We start from the raw sequence: 16,351 nt of genomic DNA on the forward strand, positions 1-16,351 counted from the left end.
GGACGCATCAGTCGATCCGCATCGCCTCGGCCGCCAGCGCCTCGGCCTCGACGAGCAGCGCGTCGTCGGCGGTGTTGGTCGCGACTTTCTCGCGCCCGATCAACGTGAGCACGGGCACCGCGAGCGGGGTCACGCGGTCGAGATCGACGTGCAGCATCGTCGCCGCCGCGCGGTCGAGCAGCCCGGCGAGGCGGCCGACATCGGTCATCCGTGCGCGCGCGTCCGCCCATGCCGCTTCGAGCAGCAGGTGCGTCGGCTCGTATTTGCGCAGCACGTCGTAGATCAGGTCGGTCGAGAAGGTGACCTGCCGTCCGGTCTTGCGCTTGCCGGGATGCTGGCGCTCGACCAGCCCGCCGATCACCGCGACCTCGCGAAACGCACGCTTGAGCAGATGCGATTGCTGCACCCAGTCGACGAACTCGTGCTCGAGAATGTCGGCGGAGAACAGCGCGGCGGGGTCGGTGATCTTCTCGAGGCCGTAGACGGCGAGCGCATAGTCGTTCGCGACGAAGCCGAGCGGCTTCAGTCCGAGCGTCTCCATGCGCCGGGTCACGAGCATGCCGAGCGACTGGTGCGCGTTCCACCCCTCGAAGCTGTAGGCGATCATGTAATGCCGCCCCTCGCGCGGGAACGTCTCGACCAGCAACTGCCCGGGTTCGGGCAGGACCGAGCGCAGCCGCTGATATTCGAGCCATTCGCGGACGTCGTCGGGGAAGCGCGCCCATTCGCCGGGATGCGCGAGAAAGCCGCGGACGCGGTCGGCAAGGTTGGTCGACAGCGGCATGCGGCTGCCGCCATAGGTCGGGATGCGCGCGGGTTTCGACGTCGCGCGGACGACGAGATCCTCGGTATCGATCTTCATCACCTCGAGGCTGAGACCCGCGAAGAAGAAGGTGTCGCCGTGGCTGAGCTGTGCGGCGAACCCCTCCTCGACGCGGCCTAGCGCGCGGCCATTGCCGAACCGGACGTTGAGCATCGTCGCCTCGACGATGATGCCCGCGTTGAGGCGGTGCTGCGCGATGAACTTGGGGTGGCTGATACGCCAGGTGCCGTCGGGATCCTGCGTCAGGCGCTTGAACCGGTCATAGGCCTTGAGGCTGTAGCCGCCGTCGCGGATGAAGCCGAGCACCCGCTCGAACGTCTCGGTCGGCAATGCCGAATAGGGCAGCGCGGACCGGATCTCGTCGAGCAGGTCGGCCTCGCGGAACGGTGCAGCGCACGCACAGGCCATGACGTGCTGCGCGAGCACGTCGAGCGCGCCGACGCGGAACAGGTCGGGGTCGAGCTCGCCCGCCTCGACCGCGTCGAGCGCGGCCCGCGCCTCGAGATACTCGAACCGGTTGCCCGGGACGAGAATCGCCTCGCTCGCCTCGTCGAGCCGGTGGTTCGCGCGGCCGATCCGCTGGAGCAGCCGCGACGAGCCCTTGGGCGCCCCCATCTGGATCACGCAGTCGACATTGCCCCAGTCGACCCCCAGGTCGAGGCTGGCGGTGGCGACCAGCGCGCGCAGCTTGCCGTCCGCCATCGCGCCCTCGACCTTGCGTCGCGCCTCGCGGGCGAGGCTGCCGTGGTGGACGCCGATCGGCAGGTTGTTCGCGTTGACCTTCCACAGGTCCTGGAAGATCAGCTCGGCGAGGCTGCGCGTGTTGCAGAACACGATCGTCGTGCCGTGCGACTCGATCTCGGCCATGACCTGTTCGGCGGCGTAGCGACCCGAATGTCCCGACCACGGGATGCGGCCCTCGGGCAGCAGGATTGCGATGTTCGGGTCCGCGCCGGGCTCGCCGTCGACCATCGTGACCTGGTCGATGTCGCCATCGGGCGCGAGCCAGGCACGATAGCCGTCCGCATCCGCGACCGTCGCCGACAGCGCGACGCGGCGCATTCCCGGCGCGATCTTCTGCAGCCGCGCCATGCACAGCGAGAGCAGGTCGCCGCGCTTGCCCGTCGCGAACGCGTGAACCTCGTCGACGATGATCGTCCGGATCCCCGCGAAGATCGTCAGGCTGTCGGGATAGCTCAGCAGCAGCGACAGCGATTCGGGCGTGGTCAGCAGGATCTGCGGCGGCTTGATCCGCTGTCGCGCCTTGCGGTCGGACGGCGTGTCGCCGGTGCGCGTCTCGACGCGGATGTCGACGCCCATTTCCTCGATCGGCGTCAGCAGATTGCGCTGGACGTCGACCGCGAGCGCCTTCAGCGGCGAGACATAGAGCGTGTGGAGCCCCTCGGTCGGCGCGTCGATCAGCTCCGCGAGCGTCGGCAGGAACCCCGCAAGCGTCTTGCCCGCGCCGGTCGCGGCGACGAGCAGCGCATGCTCGCCCGCGCGCGCGGCATCGAGCATGTCGCGCTGATGCCGACGCGGCTGCCACCCCCGCGTCGCGAACCAGCTTTCAAGGGGCAAGGGCAGTTTGGTCACGCAACGTTCACGCATCGTCGTCATATGGGGGCGGTGCGCCCCATCGCCATGGACCCTGTTGCTATGGATCTCATAGGCATGGACCCCATCGGCATGGTTGGCGCCCGGCGATCGAGCCCGATCGGCGTCGGATAGTTTCCCGCAACGAAAGGCTCCTGGTGTCGCTCTATCGCTACCTTCTGCCCCTGCCCCTCCTCGCGCTGCTGCCGCTGGCGAATGCGACCGCGGCGTCGCAGTCGTTCATCGGCGCGGGCGGACTGATACGGCTGAGCCATCCCTCGAGCCTGCAGCCGACGCGGAATTTCGCCGGACGCGCGCTGATGAGCGCGGGCTGGCGGCTGATGTGGGACGGGACGCCGGTCGGGCGCGGCGTCGGCGTGGTCCGGTTCTGGCAGGTTGCAAAGCCGACCGACGGCCAGGGCCAGGTGACCGAGATGATCCAGGTCGGTTTCAGCCGCAGCGCCACCGTGATCGCCACATGCGGCACCGCGGGCACGCGGTCGGGCAGCGGGCGACGGTTGCCCGACCGGATGCTCGGCGGCCATCGCTGGACGGTGTATGCGAACGGCGATGCCGGGATGAGCCAAGCGATCCGCGCCACCAATTTCCGCACCGTGGTCAACGGCGCCTGCTATGCGATTGACCGCGTCACCTATTCGGCCGCGGCCGCCCCGCCGCCGCGGCGCAATGCCCCGCCACAGGCCGTCGCCGCGGCACGGATGGATGCCATTCTGGCGACGATCAAGATCGGGCGGCGGCGCTGATCGGCCGGCGGCGCGCGCCGATCCGCGCGGTCGCCTGATCATCGCCGGTCGCCGGGCGCAGAGCCGACGGCACCACCGCCTCGCTCGCGCGTACTAGCCCCATGGCAAGACTCGGCGACTGGCTCGAACCGCATCCGCACGGCATCCTGGTCAAGCCGATCGATGCCTGGATCGATCCCTCAATCCCCAGCGCGAAGGCGCTCGTGACGCATGGCCATGCGGACCATGCGCGCGGGGGGCACGCGGCGGTCTGGGCGACGCCCGAGACGCTGGCGATCATGGACGCGCGCTATGGTCCGCAAACCGGCCACCCGGTCGCATATGGCGAGACGATCCGGATGGGGGGCGGAGCAGATGGCGCAGGTGACGGGGTCGATATCGGCTTCGTGCCCGCGGGGCATGTGCTCGGCTCGGCGCAGATCATCCTCGACTATCGCGGCGAACGCGTCGTCGTGTCGGGCGACTATAAGCGCCGCAGCGATCCGACCTGCGTCCCGTTCCAGCCGGTGAAATGCGACGTGTTCGTCACCGAGGCGACGTTCGGCCTGCCGGTGTTCCGGCACCCGGACACGGGCGACGAGATCGACAAGCTGATCACCGCGCTCCACGCCAATCCCGAACGCTGCGTGCTCGTCGGCGCCTATGCACTCGGCAAGGCGCAGCGCGTGATCTGCGAACTGCGCGAACGCGGGCACGAAGCGCCGATCTATATCCACGGCGCGCTGCAACGGCTGTGCGACCTGTATGCCGAGCATGGCGTGCGGCTGGGCGAGTTGCGCCCCGTCGCCGACGCGAAGAAGGCGGAGATGGCGGGGCATGTCGTGATGTGCCCGCCGGGTGCGCTCAACGATCGCTGGTCGCGACGGCTGCCCGATCCGATCACCGCGATGGCGAGCGGCTGGATGCGCGTGCGCGGACGCGCGCGGCAGAAAAATGTCGAACTGCCGCTGATCCTCAGCGATCACGCCGACTGGGACGAATTGACCGAGACGCTCGCCGAGATCGCGCCGCGCGAGGTCTGGGTGACGCATGGGCGCGACGACGCGCTGATCCACTGGTGCATGACGCGACAGATCAAGGCGCGTGCGCTGGCGCTCGTCGGGTTCGAGGACGAGGACGACTAGGCGGGCTCGAGGCGTCCCCGGGGCTCGGCGCGGGGTTTGCGCCAGGCCAGCCTGCGTCGCTCGATCAGCGACCGCCACGCCCATTCGACGGGGGCGATCGTGAAGCGCTTCAGATACGCATTGGCCAGCCACAGCAGCACCATGTCGATGACCAGCGCGGTCGCCATCAGTTCCGCCCAGCCCAGCCGGCCGTAGAGACCGAGCGCGAACGGCGGGAACAGGATCCACAGTCCGACGATCGTCTGCAGCACATAGATCGACAGCGCGGTCCGGCCCGCTGCGACGAACGGGCGCAACAGCCGTGCCCCGACAAGCGTCCCCACCAGCAAATTGACCGCGCCGACATGACCGAGCGTCATCGCCTGGCGCGCGATTTCCGTCGTCGCCCACAGCGTCTTGGCGCTGGTGTCGAATCGCATCTGTTCGGCGGCACCGATGATCCGCAACGGGATCGCGACACCGTAGGCGATCACCGTCATCCGCCAGTAGAAGGCCCGCGAGCGGCTGCCCTGGAGGATGCCAAGCCTGTAGAGCGCCGCGCCGATCAGCATCACGCCGGCGGCCTCCCAGACGAACAGCAGTTCGAGCCCGCGGCTTTCGAGGTACGCGGTGACGCTCCACTGATAGGCCGCCCATGTCCTGAAGTTGCCCGTCCGCGCCTTGTCCTCGGCGATGATCCTGGCCTTGTCCTCGGCCTTGCTCTTCGCGCGCGCGGCCTTGTTCTTGGCGATCTTGGCGAGAAACGCCCGGTCCGCGGCCTCGACCGGCCGCCCCGCACCGCGCGCGGCTTCGATGGCCGCCACCCTGGCCTGCGTCTGCACCGTCGACACATAGCCATAGGTCCCGCCCGCGAACTGCAGCACCGCGGCGGCCATCCCGAACACGATGAGCAGGCGCGGACGGAGCCGGCGGAACAGGAACGCGACCAGCGCCGCAATGCCATAGGTGTGCAGAATGTCGCCGGGCCACAGCAGGATGAAGATGTGCACGAGCCCGAACGCGAACAGCAGCAGGTTGCGGACATAATAACGCTTCATCACGACGCGCGTGCCGACCGCCAGCGCGACGCGATCGGTCAGGATCACCATCCCGGCGCCGAACAGCATCTCGAGCATGCAGCGCGCGGTTCCGTTCGCGATCACCTCGCGCAACCACCACGCAACCTGATCCTGCCTCGCCCAGCCGAAATGACGGACATCGTCGAACGACGCGAACAGCGAGCCGCCCATGTCGTTGATGTTCATGAACAGGATGGCGAGGATCGCGATCCCGCGCAGGATGTCGAGGACCGCGATCCGCGGCGCGCCATCGGGCTCCGCCGCGGTCATCGCCGGCGAGGTCCCGCCGATCGCCTGTCCGGCGTGCGTGAAGTCGGCGGCATCGTCGGCGGCGGCGCTACCAGCAGTCTGATCGTTCATCGGTCTGGGCCCCCCCGTGATGACGCCGCGACGCTACGCCGATGCCGGAAGAAGGCAAGCGTCAGCCGGTGCCCTCGAGCGTGCGCGCGCGGCGGCGTTGTACCGAACTGCCGATTCCAAGCGACTCCCGGTATTTCGCGACCGTCCGCCGGGCGATGTCGAAGCCCTTGCCGTCGAGCAGTTCGACCAGCGTGTCGTCCGACAGGATCTTGGCACCCTCGTTTGCGATCAATGCCTTGATCGCGCTTTTGACCGCCTGCGCAGAGACCGCGTCGCCGCCGTCGGCCGACTGGATCGCCGACGTGAAGAAATATTTGAGTTCGTACAGGCCGCGCGCGCACGAGACGTATTTGTTGCTCGTGACCCGGCTGACCGTCGATTCGTGCATCTCGATCGCATCGGCCACCATCCGCAGCGTCATCGGCTTCAGGTGCGCGACGCCGTGGAGGAAGAACGCCTCCTGCTGCTTCACGATCTCGGTCGCGACCTTGATGATCGTCCGTTGTCGCTGGTCGAGCGCCTTGACCAGCCAGTTCGCGCTGGCGAGGCAGTCGCTGAGCCACGCCTTCGACGCCTTGTCCTGCTGCCCGCTCGCCAATTCGGTATAATAGCTGCGATTGACGAGCACGCGCGGCAGCGTCGCGGCGTTGATCTCGATCGCCCACCCGGCCTTGGTCCGCGCGACGAACAGGTCGGGGACCACCGCCTGGCTCGGCTCGCCGCCGAACCGGCAGCCGGGCTTCGGATCATAGCCGCGAAGCTCGCGGATCATGTCGGCGATATCCTCGTCGTCCACCTCGCAGATCCGCTTCAACCGACCAAGTTCTCCGCGGGCGAGCAGGTCGAGATTGTCGATCAGCCGCGCCATGCACGGATCGTAGCGGTCGGCCTCGCGCGCCTGGATCGCGAGGCATTCGGCGAGATCGCGCGCGCCGACGCCGGTCGGGTCGAACGTCTGGATGATCGCGAGAACATGCTCGGTACGGGCGAGCGGCACGCCGAGCCGCGTCGCCATGTCTAGGAGCGGGGCCGTCAGATACCCCGCCTCGTCGATCTGATCGATCAGATGCGCGGCGATGAACGCATCCTCCGCGGCGATCGCTGGGCCTGCCTGCGCCATCAGGTGATCGGCCAGGCTGAGCCCGGTATCGGCAAACGCGTCGAGATCGGGACCGTCCTCGCCCCCTGCCCCGCCCGCACTGGCACCGGTCATCGACAGCGCGCCGTCCATCCCGCTGCCGCCATCGGCGACGCTGTCCTGCTGATGGCTCTCGGTCGCATAGTCGACGTCGAGCGCGGGCTCATCGCCGCCCGCCGCGCCCGAGACGAGGTCGTCTGCCGCGACGCGTTCGTCGCGCGGCGTCTCGGGCGCCGGCTCCTGGCCCGGCTCACGATCGGGGCCGTCGCCATCGTCGGCTGCGCCCGCCTCGAGCAGCGGGTTTCGCTCGATCTCCTCGGCCAGGAACCCCTCGATCTCGAGGTTCGACAACGCCAGCAGCTTGATCGCCTGCTGCAATTGCGGGGTCATCACCAGCGATTGCGATTGGCGAATGTCCAGGCGAGGCGCGAGGCTCATGACACTAGAGCGAGAAGCCTTCGCCCAGATACAGGCGGCGAACGTTCGCGTCGGCGACGAGCTCGGCAGGGCTGCCCGAGAACAGCACGCGACCGTCATAGATGATGTAGGCGCGGTCGACGATGTCGAGCGTCTCGCGGACGTTGTGATCGGTGATCAGCACGCCGATGTCGCGCCGCTTCAGATCCTTCACCAGATCGCGGATGTCGGCGATCGAGATCGGGTCGATCCCCGCGAACGGCTCGTCGAGCAGCATGATCGACGGCTCGGCGGCGAGCGCGCGTGCGATTTCCGCGCGGCGGCGTTCGCCCCCCGACAGCGCCATCGCGGGCGAGGTCCGCAACCGCGTCAGGCCAAATTCGTCGAGCAGCGTATCGAGCTTGCGCTGACGCTCGGCCTTGTCGGGTTCGGCGAGCTCGAGCACCGTGAGGATGTTCTTCTCGATCGTCAGCCCGCGAAAGATCGACGTCTCCTGCGGCAGATAGCCCAGGCCGAGGATCGCGCGCCGGTACATCGGCAACCGCGTGATGTCCTCGCCGTCGAGCATGATGCGGCCCGAATCGGGCTTCACCAGTCCCATCACCGAATAGAAGCACGTCGTCTTGCCCGCGCCGTTCGGCCCCAGCAGCCCGACGACCTCGCCCCGCCCGACCGACACCGAGACGTCAGTCAGCACCGTGCGCTTGTCGTAGGACTTGGCGATCGACACGACCTGAAGGCCGTCGACCACCGGCGATTCGACGATCGGCTCGCCGTGCGCGCCGGCGTTGTCGATCGGGGGCAGCGTGGAGGCATCCATCAAGATCGGCCTTCAGATAATAAGGGAGCGGCAGAAACGGGAACGGTGCGCCTCGACAGCGGGGAAACGGAAAGCGTCAATCCGGTCTTCGATCGCGAGAGCCCGGTCTTCGATCGCGAAAGCCATGTCATGCCGGGCGAATCGATCAGTTGCGCTTGGGGACCGAGAAGGTCCCGGTCACGCGGCCGCCGGTCTGCGTCACGGTACCGCCGCTCGCCGCCGCGCCATTGCTGCCGCGTACCGACGATCCGTCGATGACCGCACGGCCCGTGTCGAGGTTCATCGTCAGACGCCCCCCGTTCACGGTGTTGCCGCCCTGGGTGAGCGTGACGGCGCCCAGCATCGTGATCACGCGCTGGTTGAGATCGTAGATCGCATATTGGCTTTTCGCGGTCTGGTCCGGGCGCCGGACGGTGACGCCGCCCGACGCGTCGAGCCGCGAGACCTGCGGATTGCCGCCGATCACCTCGCCCGTATACGCGACCGTCATCCGCGCCGAATTGAGCGTCATGTCGGCCTGCTTGACCGACACGCTGCCGCTCAGCACGGCGCGATTGGCCTTGTCCTGCAATTCGATATGATCGGCGCCGAAGTCGATCGGCGCGTTGGAATTATGGGCACGCTGCGCGGAGACGCCGGTTGCGGCGAATGCCAGGAGCATCAGGAGGGTGGGGGCATGAAGGGCGCGCATGGCCGCTATTTCGGCCCTCGCGGCACGATCCGCAAGCGGGCATTGCCATCAAGCCTGACGGTTCGTCCCTCAAGGTCGGCGTGCAGCTTGTTCGCGCTGAACCGCCCCTGCGGCACGGTGCCCGTCACTGCGCTCCCGCTTTCCATCGTCCGCGCGCGCAGATCGAGCGTCGCATTGGTCGTGCGCAGGTCGTAACCGCGCGGTGCGGTGACGTTGAGCGGACCGTCGAGACGGACCTTCTCGGTGTCCATGTCGTAGCGCCCGGTGTTCGCCTTCACCGTGGCAGGACCGTCGGAAAGCTGCAGCAGCGCGCTCAGACGCGTCATGTCGACGACGGGCTCGGCGGAGCTCTTCTGGATTGCCGATCCGGCATCGAGCGAGAACGCCTGCCCCTTCGAATCCTGTCCGCGATATTGCGCGGCCTGGAGCTTCATCCGCTCCTGCGCGACCTCGACCTTGTTCTTGTCGAGCACGAACGACACGTCGCCGCCCGCGGTCAGCGGCGCCATGACCAGAAACGCGGTCAGCACGCCGATCGCGGTCGGCAGGCCGATGCGTGCGAGGCCGACGACGCGGTCGTGGCGGCTGCCCGGCGCCGCCCAGACCTGCCGCGGCGACCGCACCGGCCGTCGCGACGGCCCGCTGGCAGGACGTGGCGTCCGCACCATCTCAGGCGTGCGCGAAGATATCGATCTCGGGCCATCCGGCGAGATCGAGCGCCGCGCGCGTCGGCAGGAAGTCGAAGCAGCTCTGCGCGAGTTCCATCCGGCCCTCACGAATCAGGCGGCGGTCGAGTTCCTCCTTCATGCGGTGGAGGAAACGGACGTCGGACGCGGCATAATCCTTTTGCGCCTCGCTCAGCACGGGGCTGCCCCAGTCGGACGATTGCTGCTGCTTCGAGACGTCCTGGCCGAGGAGCTCGCGGACGAGTTCCTTCAGTCCGTGCCGGTCGGTATAGGTCCGCACCAGCCGCGACGCGATCTTCGTGCAATAGACGGGTGCGGCGACGACGCCCAGATAATGCTGGATCGCGGCGATATCGAACCGCCCGAAATGATAGAGCTTGAGCCGTTCGGGGTCGCTCAGCAGCGCCTTGAGATTGGGCGCGGCATAGTCGCTGTCGGCCGCGAATCGGACGAGATGCTCATCCGGCCCGCCATCCGAAAGCTGGACCACGCAGAGCCGATCCCGCGGCGTGATCAGCCCCATCGTCTCGGTATCGACCGCGATCGAGGCGCCGGGTGCGAAGATCCCGGACGGGATATCGCCCTCATGAAGATGAACTGTCATCCCCCGGCCCTAGCGGGGGTCGCCGCGCCGCTCAATGGGTATGCGGTCATCCCCCTGCGACGCACAGCCACGCCAATGGCCGACAAACCCCTGATCCGAAGCGCTTGCGAGCGCCTGGCGATGACGCACCAGACGCCCTGCCCAGAGCCGGCCTGCACGAACCGGTCGACCGCGAATGCCCTACTGCCGTCCGATGCCTCTCTTTCGCCGTGATGCTGGTCGATGATAGAATTGCCCACAAGATTCTGTTCGCGGTGACTTGATTTTTGCGCTATGCCTCGATCACGGCGCAAAAGGTTTCGCGCCCGAAGGCCCGCGTTCGTCGTCCGGACACGCCGGTTTTCTGGAGAGATTTTGCGGGCGAACCGGGAAGACGATCAGGGCTTATGGGTTTCGATAAAGGTGGCCGCGGGAACCGTGGCGGGCGTGGCCGCGACAAGCGTGACAGCTTCGGCGGCGGCAGCGACGATTTCGGCGGCGGCAGCAGCTTCGGCGGCGGCGGCGACCGGTTCGGCGGCGGCAGCAGCTATGGCGGCGGCGGTGGCAGCAGCTACGGCGGCGGCAGCAGCTTCGGCGGCGGCGGTGATCGCTTCGGCGGCGGCGGCGGTGGCGGCGGTGGATACCGCGGCGGCGGCGGTGGCGGCGGCTTTGGTGGCGGCGGCGGCGGCGGTGGCGCCGGTCGTGGCATGCCCCCGCAGGTTGTCGGCGAGGGCACTGGCGTCGTAAAGTTCTTCAACGCGCAGAAGGGTTTCGGCTTTGTCGTGCGTGATGACGGCGGCGAGGACGTGTTCGTTCACATCAGCGCAGTCGAGCAGGCCGGCATGGTCGCACTCGCAGAGGGTCAGCCGCTCGGCTTCACGCTCGTCGACCGCGGTGGCCGCATCTCGGCGACTGACCTGAAGATCGATGGCGAGCCGATGGCCGTTACCGATCGTGGTCCCCCGCGTGATCGCGACGAAGGCCATGGCGCCCCCCGTGGCGGCGATCGTGGTGCAGGCGGCGCACCGCAGCGCCAGCTGACCGGTGAGAAGGCGACGGGCACCGTCAAGTTCTTCAACGCGATGAAGGGCTTCGGCTTCATTCAGCGCGACGATGGCCAGCCCGATGCATTCGTGCATATCTCGGCCGTCGAGCGTGCCGGCATGGCGACGCTGAACGAGGGCGACAAGCTCGAGTTCGAGCTCGAGGTCGATCGCCGCGGCAAGTACGCAGCCGTCAACCTGAGCGCAGGTGGCTGATAACGATTCGGTCGAACAGCGCGGTTTTCGGACACGCATGACGATCGAACGGTATGTGATCGCGGCCGGTCTCGCACTCGCGGGGCCGGCCGCTTTCTTTTGTGCCCCTTCCCTGCCGGCAGACGCGGCCGCGCGCGGGTTCGACGAGAGTCGTCAGTCGGGCGTGGCCGTCGGCCAGCCGGTCACGGATCGTCCCGGCCGGACGAACGCACCTGTCGCTGCGCCGCAAGCGGCACGAGCGGCGAACCCGAGGACTAGCCAAGAGCCCGCCCGCCCAGCGGCCGGTCCAGTCCCGATCCTGTCCGTCCGCGTCGTCGCCCGTTATCCGCATGATCGCACCGCGTTCACCGAAGGGCTGTTGTGGCATGACGGGACGCTGTTCGAGAGCACGGGCAAGGAGGGGATGTCCGACGTCCGGCGCGTCCGCCTCGCCGACGGGCGGGTGCTCAAGAAGCAGGCGATCGATTCGCGTCAGTTCGGCGAGGGTCTCGCGCTGTGGAACGGCGATCTGATCAGCCTGACATGGCATGACGGCATCGCGCATCGCTGGAACGTGCGTAGCCTGACCCCCAAGGGCACGAACCGCTATAGCGGCGAAGGCTGGGGCATGACGACGCTCGGGGAGACGTTGATCCAGTCGGATGGCTCGTCGTCGCTGATCGTCCGCGATCCCACCACGCTGGCGGAACGTCGCCGCATCGCGGTGACGATCGACGGGCGTCCGGTGTCGCAGCTCAACGAGCTCGAATATGTCGACGGCGCGATCCTCGCCAATGTCTGGCAGACCGGCTTTCTCGTACGGATCGACCCCGGCACCGGCAAGGTGAACGCGATCATCGACCTGCGCCCGCTGGTCAAGGAAATCGGCGCGGCCGACCGCGATGCGGTGCCCAACGGCATTGCCTGGGACGCCCAGCGCAAGCGGTTGTTCGTCACCGGCAAGCTGTGGCCGACGCTGTTCGAGATCACGATCGACGAGGCCGACGAGGGCAGCGCTATCCGTCGATGATCATGCGCCGCAGCGTATCGATCCGGTCCGCCTCCGCCGCGGGCTTGTCCGTCCGGATCCGCGCGATACGCGGGAAGCGCATCGCCACCCCGGACTTGTGCCGCTTCGACTCGTGCAGCGAATCGAACGCGATCTCGAGCACCATCGTCTTCTCGACCTCGCGGACGGGGCCGAAGCGGTTGAGCGTGTTCTTGCGCACGAACGAGTCAAGCATGCGCAGTTCCTCGTCGGTTATCCCCGAATACGCCTTGCCGACGGGCAGCAGTTCGCCGTCTTCGGTCCAGCATCCAAAGGTATAGTCGGAATAATAGGAGGACCGCCGACCGCTCCCGCGCTGCGCGTACATCATCACGCAGTCGGCGGTCAGCGGATCGCGTTTCCACTTGTACCACAGCCCCGCGCGGCGCCCGCCGACATAGGGCGAATCGCGCCGCTTGAGCATGACGCCCTCGATCGCCGAGTCGCGCGCCCCCGCCCGGACGACCTCCAGCCCGGTGAAATCCTTTGCCTCGATGACCTGGCTGAGGTCGAACCGGTCGGGGTCGAGGCGCGGCATGAACGCCTCGAGCCGCGCGCGCCGGTCGGTCCAGGGAAGCGCCCGCAGATCCTCGCCATCGTCGATCAGGAGGTCGTAGACGCGGACGAAGGCGGGATAGTCGGCAAGCATCTTCGCCGACACGGTCTTGCGTCCGAGGCGCTGCTGCAACGCGTTGAAGCTCGCCGCCCCGCCACCTTCCTCGAGCGTCCCGCCTTGATGCTCGCCTTTCACGAGCAGTTCGCCGTCGATGGTCGCGGAGGTCGCAAACGCGCCCGCAATGTCGGGAAAGCTCGCGGTGACGTCGTCGCCGGTCCGGCTGTACAGGCGCGTCTGCCCGGCGACATGGACGATCTGGACGCGGATGCCGTCCCATTTCCATTCCGCGGCATAGTCCGCGAGATCGACGCGCAGGTCCTCGAGCCCGTGTGCGAGCATGAACGGGCGAAATACGGGGACGTCGGCCGGGGTCGGCTGCGCGCCCTCGCCCTCTGCCCAGGCGAACAGCGTCGCATAGGGAGGCGAGAGGCCGTGCCAGACCTCCTCGACCGCATCGACGTCCAGACCGAACGTCTCCGCCAGCGCGGTCTTGGCCAGCCGCGACGAGACGCCGATCCGCAGCGCGCCCGTCGCCATCTTGAGCAAAGCGAATCGCTCCTCCGGGTCGGATTGATCGAGCATCTCGGCGAGCGCTGCCGGCGCGTCGGAACGCGAGACCTGCATGAGCCGGTCGACAACCTGCGAGATCGACAGCGGCGGGGCCGATACCGGCGTCACCGGCTCCGGCCACAGCAATGCGACCGTCTCTGCGGTGTCGCCGACATAATCGCGGCTCATCCGGAACAGGACGGGATCGACGCGCGCCTCGATCAGCGCGCGGATGACCGCCGACTTGATCCCGGGAATGTCGAGGTCGCCCGTCAGCGCCGCCATCGCCCAGCCCCGGTCGGGATCGGGCGTGTTGCGCAGATAATCGCCGATCAGCTTCAGCTTCGCATTGCGCGAGCGCGTGTAGGTGAGCGAGTCGAGCAGGGCGGCGAAGGCGTGCATGAAGCCTCAACGCTCGGCATGGCCGCTGCGCTCCAGGATCGCGATGGGTCGAGCGACGGGACGCCCACAACGAAAAAAGGCCCCCGCGTCAGCGAGGGCCTTCCCGTCCTTGGTCCACGGTTCGGCACCAGGCCGCACCGTGTCAGTCTATCGCGTTCTTGATCCCCTTGCCGGCGAGCAGGCCGAGCACGAGGAAAACGACGAACAGCGCGATCGCGATGAAGAACAGGATCTTCGCGATGCCGATAAAGGCGCCGCCGACGCCCCCGAAGCCAAGCAGCGCGAGGACCAGGCCAATGACGAGAAACGTGACGGCAAGCTTCAACATGTTCAATCTCCTGTTGAAAGCTAAATCATGTTAATTCGCATCGGTTCCGGCCCGCGCTTGGGGACGCCGTCGCGGCGAGCCGATCAGCCCTTGCGGCTGGCCTCGAACAGGAACCATGCGCGTTCCTCCGCGTGATCGGTCCATTCGTCGACGATCCCGCTGGTCGCATTGTCCTTGGCTTCGTCCGAGGCGTCCTTGACGACGCGGAACTGCTCGACGAGCCGCAGATTGTCCTCGCGAAGCTCGGCGAGCATCTCGGTCGGGCCGACAAAGTCCTTGTCGTTGTCCGAGATCGACTGGTGCCGCGAGATATCGCCGATCGAGCGCAGCGTCGTATTGCCCGTCTTGCGGACGCGCTCGGCGATCGCGTCGGTCACGCCGAGGATCTGCGCGGCCTGATCGTCGAGCAGCAGGTGATAGTCACGGAAGTGCGGACCCGACATGTGCCAGTGGAAATTCTTCGTCTTGAGATACAGCGCGTAGCAATCGGCGAGCGCCGCGTTCAGCGCGTCGGCAACCGACTTGGTGCTGTTGCTGACGAGATCGGTGGGGGTGTCGAGCGCTGGGTTGGTCTTCGGCATGGGATGACTCCGATTCAAAGGATCGTTGCGTAAACGATCCGATACACGAAACGGTCCGCTAAAAGGCGTACGACTTTCCGGCTCAGTCTGATCGATGCGCTAGATCAGGCGAAGCGCATTGAGCGCCATGACCGCACCGGCGACGAGGAACAGCGCGCCCGTGCCCCGGCGGATCAGCGCGAGCGGCAGACGCTGCCACCGCGACGCGCCGAGCATGACCGCGGGGATGATCACGGCCAGCGATCCGATCGTGGCGCCGATCGCGGCGAGCGCGGGGATCGTGCTCCGGGCGGCCAGCGTGAACACGATGAACTGCAGGCCGTCGCCGAACGCCAGGATGAACAGCCCGAGAACCGCGGTGGCCGCCGGGCCGATCGTCCATCCGCGCAACGGGTCGGGGGCGGTGACCGTGAGCATCGCGCCCCCGCCCTGCAGCATCAGCGCCAGCGCAAGCATCAGCAGGCGCGCATTGGGCGTCAGCAACGGAGCGAGCATCGCGCCGCCGGCTGCGGCAAGCCCGCTCGCCGCAAGCAGCGCGATCGCCGCGGCAAGGATGACGAGCCCGGGCCTGCGATACCGGTCGGCGAGAATTGCGGACAGCCACGCGGTCCGATCGCCACATTGCGCGAACGCGGCGGCGACCAGCGCCGCCATCAGCGCATCCATGGAAACCGCATCGTCATCGGATCAGGTCAGGATCCCGACAGGCGTACGGAGCAAAGCGCGGCAAACGCATGGCACGCCTGCACATCCTGTCGCTCGCTGCCGATCGCGTCCTTCAGCGTCGCCAGCCAGCCATGGACGAGCGGGCCGTGTTCGCCCCGCGCCAGCGCCGAATCGATGAAATGCGCGACCGTCACCGCCGGGTTCATGCCGGCGCGGTGGGCGATCAGGCGGATCGCGTCGACATCGGGAGCGAGATCGCAGGCGCGGGAATAAGGTGCGCGAACGTCGATCGCGGCGATCCGCGCTTCCAGATCGGCGCGGATCGGTGCCAGATCGACTGTTTCCGCGACTCGCTTGCCCGCCATCCCCATGATCCCGCCTTTCGACTCCATCGTTGCATATCAGCATGCACCCCTGCCGATAAAGATGCGGTTAAATACCCGCCTCGTCGCGATTCGGGGATGATAAGGCGGCAAATACGGGCGATATGGTTGACTTGCCCGCGCGCTTGCGCCATGCGCCGCGACAGATCGGGCGGTGGCATTCGTGCTGCCGCCCTAGCATTTTCAGCCTTAAGGATTGGGCTCATGGCCAAGCCGACTACCGTCAAGATCAAGCTCGTCAGCACCGCAGACACCGGCTTCTTCTACGTCACCAAGAAGAACCCGCGTACCAAGACCGAGAAGCTCTCGTTCAGCAAGTACGATCCCGTCGTGCGCAAGCATGTCGAGTTCAAGGAAGCCAAGATCAAGTAATTCGCGCGACGGCGTCTGCCGTCGTTCGCATTGCATGGGACCGCAAGGCCGTGGGTAGCGATACCCGCGGCTTTTGTCGTTCATCCCGCCGCCCTTCATCCGGGACCAGCG

Annotated in this window: 17 protein-coding genes; 5 read left to right on the top strand and 12 right to left on the bottom strand. The window is 67.3% G+C overall.

Annotation, left to right across the window (positions count from 1 at the left end; all coding sequences use genetic code 11):
- Positions 1-7: 7 nt before the first annotated feature.
- The gene (locus ASE72_RS06195) at positions 8-2,416 is read right to left on the bottom strand and encodes a ligase-associated DNA damage response DEXH box helicase (RefSeq protein ID WP_443024724.1); all 2,409 of its coding nucleotides are present in this window, start codon (positions 2,414-2,416) and stop codon (positions 8-10) included.
- A gap of 158 nt (positions 2,417-2,574) precedes the next feature.
- On the opposite strand from ASE72_RS06195, the gene ASE72_RS06200 reads away from it, so the two are divergent.
- Positions 2,575-3,180 (top strand): hypothetical protein, encoded by a 606-nt coding sequence (locus tag ASE72_RS06200; RefSeq protein ID WP_056017983.1) that lies wholly within the window; start codon positions 2,575-2,577, stop codon positions 3,178-3,180.
- Positions 3,181-3,281: 101 nt separating this feature from the next.
- On the top strand, positions 3,282-4,304 hold the full coding sequence (locus ASE72_RS06205) for a ligase-associated DNA damage response exonuclease (RefSeq protein ID WP_056017985.1): 1,023 nt from the start codon (positions 3,282-3,284) through the stop codon (positions 4,302-4,304).
- Here ASE72_RS06205 and ASE72_RS06210 read toward each other — a convergent pair.
- From ASE72_RS06210 to ASE72_RS06235, 6 genes are all read right to left on the bottom strand, one after another.
- Positions 4,301-5,722: a DUF418 domain-containing protein gene (locus tag ASE72_RS06210; protein WP_082445808.1), complete on the bottom strand. Its 1,422-nt coding sequence runs from the start codon at positions 5,720-5,722 to the stop codon at positions 4,301-4,303. The two genes, ASE72_RS06205 and ASE72_RS06210, sit on opposite strands and share 4 nt — an antisense overlap.
- Before the next feature lie 61 nt (positions 5,723-5,783).
- Positions 5,784-7,298 carry an RNA polymerase factor sigma-54 gene (gene rpoN, locus ASE72_RS06215; protein WP_056017987.1) on the bottom strand — a complete coding sequence of 505 codons (1,515 nt, stop codon included), beginning with the start codon at positions 7,296-7,298 and terminating at the stop codon, positions 5,784-5,786.
- Between the two features lie 4 nt (positions 7,299-7,302).
- Entirely contained in the window at positions 7,303-8,097 is a 795-nt protein-coding gene (gene lptB, locus ASE72_RS06220) for an LPS export ABC transporter ATP-binding protein (RefSeq protein ID WP_056017989.1), read from the bottom strand.
- Positions 8,098-8,242: 145 nt separating this feature from the next.
- Complete coding sequence (locus tag ASE72_RS06225; RefSeq protein ID WP_056017991.1) at positions 8,243-8,788, bottom strand: LptA/OstA family protein; 546 nt, start codon at positions 8,786-8,788, stop codon at positions 8,243-8,245.
- A 5-nt stretch (positions 8,789-8,793) separates the two neighbouring features.
- Positions 8,794-9,456, bottom strand: coding sequence for an LPS export ABC transporter periplasmic protein LptC (gene lptC, locus ASE72_RS06230; RefSeq protein ID WP_056017992.1), 663 nt, complete (start codon positions 9,454-9,456; stop codon positions 8,794-8,796).
- A gap of 1 nt (position 9,457) precedes the next feature.
- Positions 9,458-10,078, bottom strand: coding sequence for a ribonuclease D (locus tag ASE72_RS06235; protein WP_056017994.1), 621 nt, complete (start codon positions 10,076-10,078; stop codon positions 9,458-9,460).
- 386 nt (positions 10,079-10,464) lie between these two features.
- On the opposite strand from ASE72_RS06235, the gene ASE72_RS21095 reads away from it, so the two are divergent.
- Entirely contained in the window at positions 10,465-11,316 is an 852-nt protein-coding gene (locus ASE72_RS21095; protein WP_056017996.1) for a cold-shock protein, read from the top strand.
- A gap of 37 nt (positions 11,317-11,353) precedes the next feature.
- Positions 11,354-12,325 (top strand): glutaminyl-peptide cyclotransferase, encoded by a 972-nt coding sequence (locus ASE72_RS06245; RefSeq protein ID WP_082445880.1) that lies wholly within the window; start codon positions 11,354-11,356, stop codon positions 12,323-12,325.
- Here the strand turns inward: ASE72_RS06245 and ASE72_RS06250 are convergent.
- The 5 genes from ASE72_RS06250 to ASE72_RS06270 form a co-directional block, all read right to left on the bottom strand.
- Complete coding sequence (locus ASE72_RS06250) at positions 12,312-13,910, bottom strand: cisplatin damage response ATP-dependent DNA ligase (protein ID WP_056017998.1); 1,599 nt, start codon at positions 13,908-13,910, stop codon at positions 12,312-12,314. The two genes, ASE72_RS06245 and ASE72_RS06250, sit on opposite strands and share 14 nt — an antisense overlap.
- Before the next feature lie 142 nt (positions 13,911-14,052).
- Positions 14,053-14,238 (bottom strand): DUF1328 domain-containing protein, encoded by a 186-nt coding sequence (locus ASE72_RS06255; protein WP_056018000.1) that lies wholly within the window; start codon positions 14,236-14,238, stop codon positions 14,053-14,055.
- A gap of 83 nt (positions 14,239-14,321) precedes the next feature.
- On the bottom strand, positions 14,322-14,819 hold the full coding sequence (locus tag ASE72_RS06260) for a Dps family protein (protein WP_056018002.1): 498 nt from the start codon (positions 14,817-14,819) through the stop codon (positions 14,322-14,324).
- 99 nt (positions 14,820-14,918) lie between these two features.
- Positions 14,919-15,485 (bottom strand): TMEM165/GDT1 family protein, encoded by a 567-nt coding sequence (locus ASE72_RS06265; RefSeq protein WP_056018004.1) that lies wholly within the window; start codon positions 15,483-15,485, stop codon positions 14,919-14,921.
- A gap of 26 nt (positions 15,486-15,511) precedes the next feature.
- On the bottom strand, positions 15,512-15,877 hold the full coding sequence (locus ASE72_RS06270; protein ID WP_235532253.1) for a hypothetical protein: 366 nt from the start codon (positions 15,875-15,877) through the stop codon (positions 15,512-15,514).
- Positions 15,878-16,072: 195 nt separating this feature from the next.
- On the opposite strand from ASE72_RS06270, the gene rpmG reads away from it, so the two are divergent.
- The gene (gene rpmG, locus ASE72_RS06275) at positions 16,073-16,240 is read left to right on the top strand and encodes a 50S ribosomal protein L33 (RefSeq protein ID WP_017977469.1); all 168 of its coding nucleotides are present in this window, start codon (positions 16,073-16,075) and stop codon (positions 16,238-16,240) included.
- The last annotated feature ends 111 nt before the right edge of the window (positions 16,241-16,351 follow it).

It is taken from the genome of Sphingomonas sp. Leaf20, assembly GCF_001421535.1.
Classification (GTDB): Bacteria; Pseudomonadota; Alphaproteobacteria; order Sphingomonadales; family Sphingomonadaceae; genus Sphingomonas.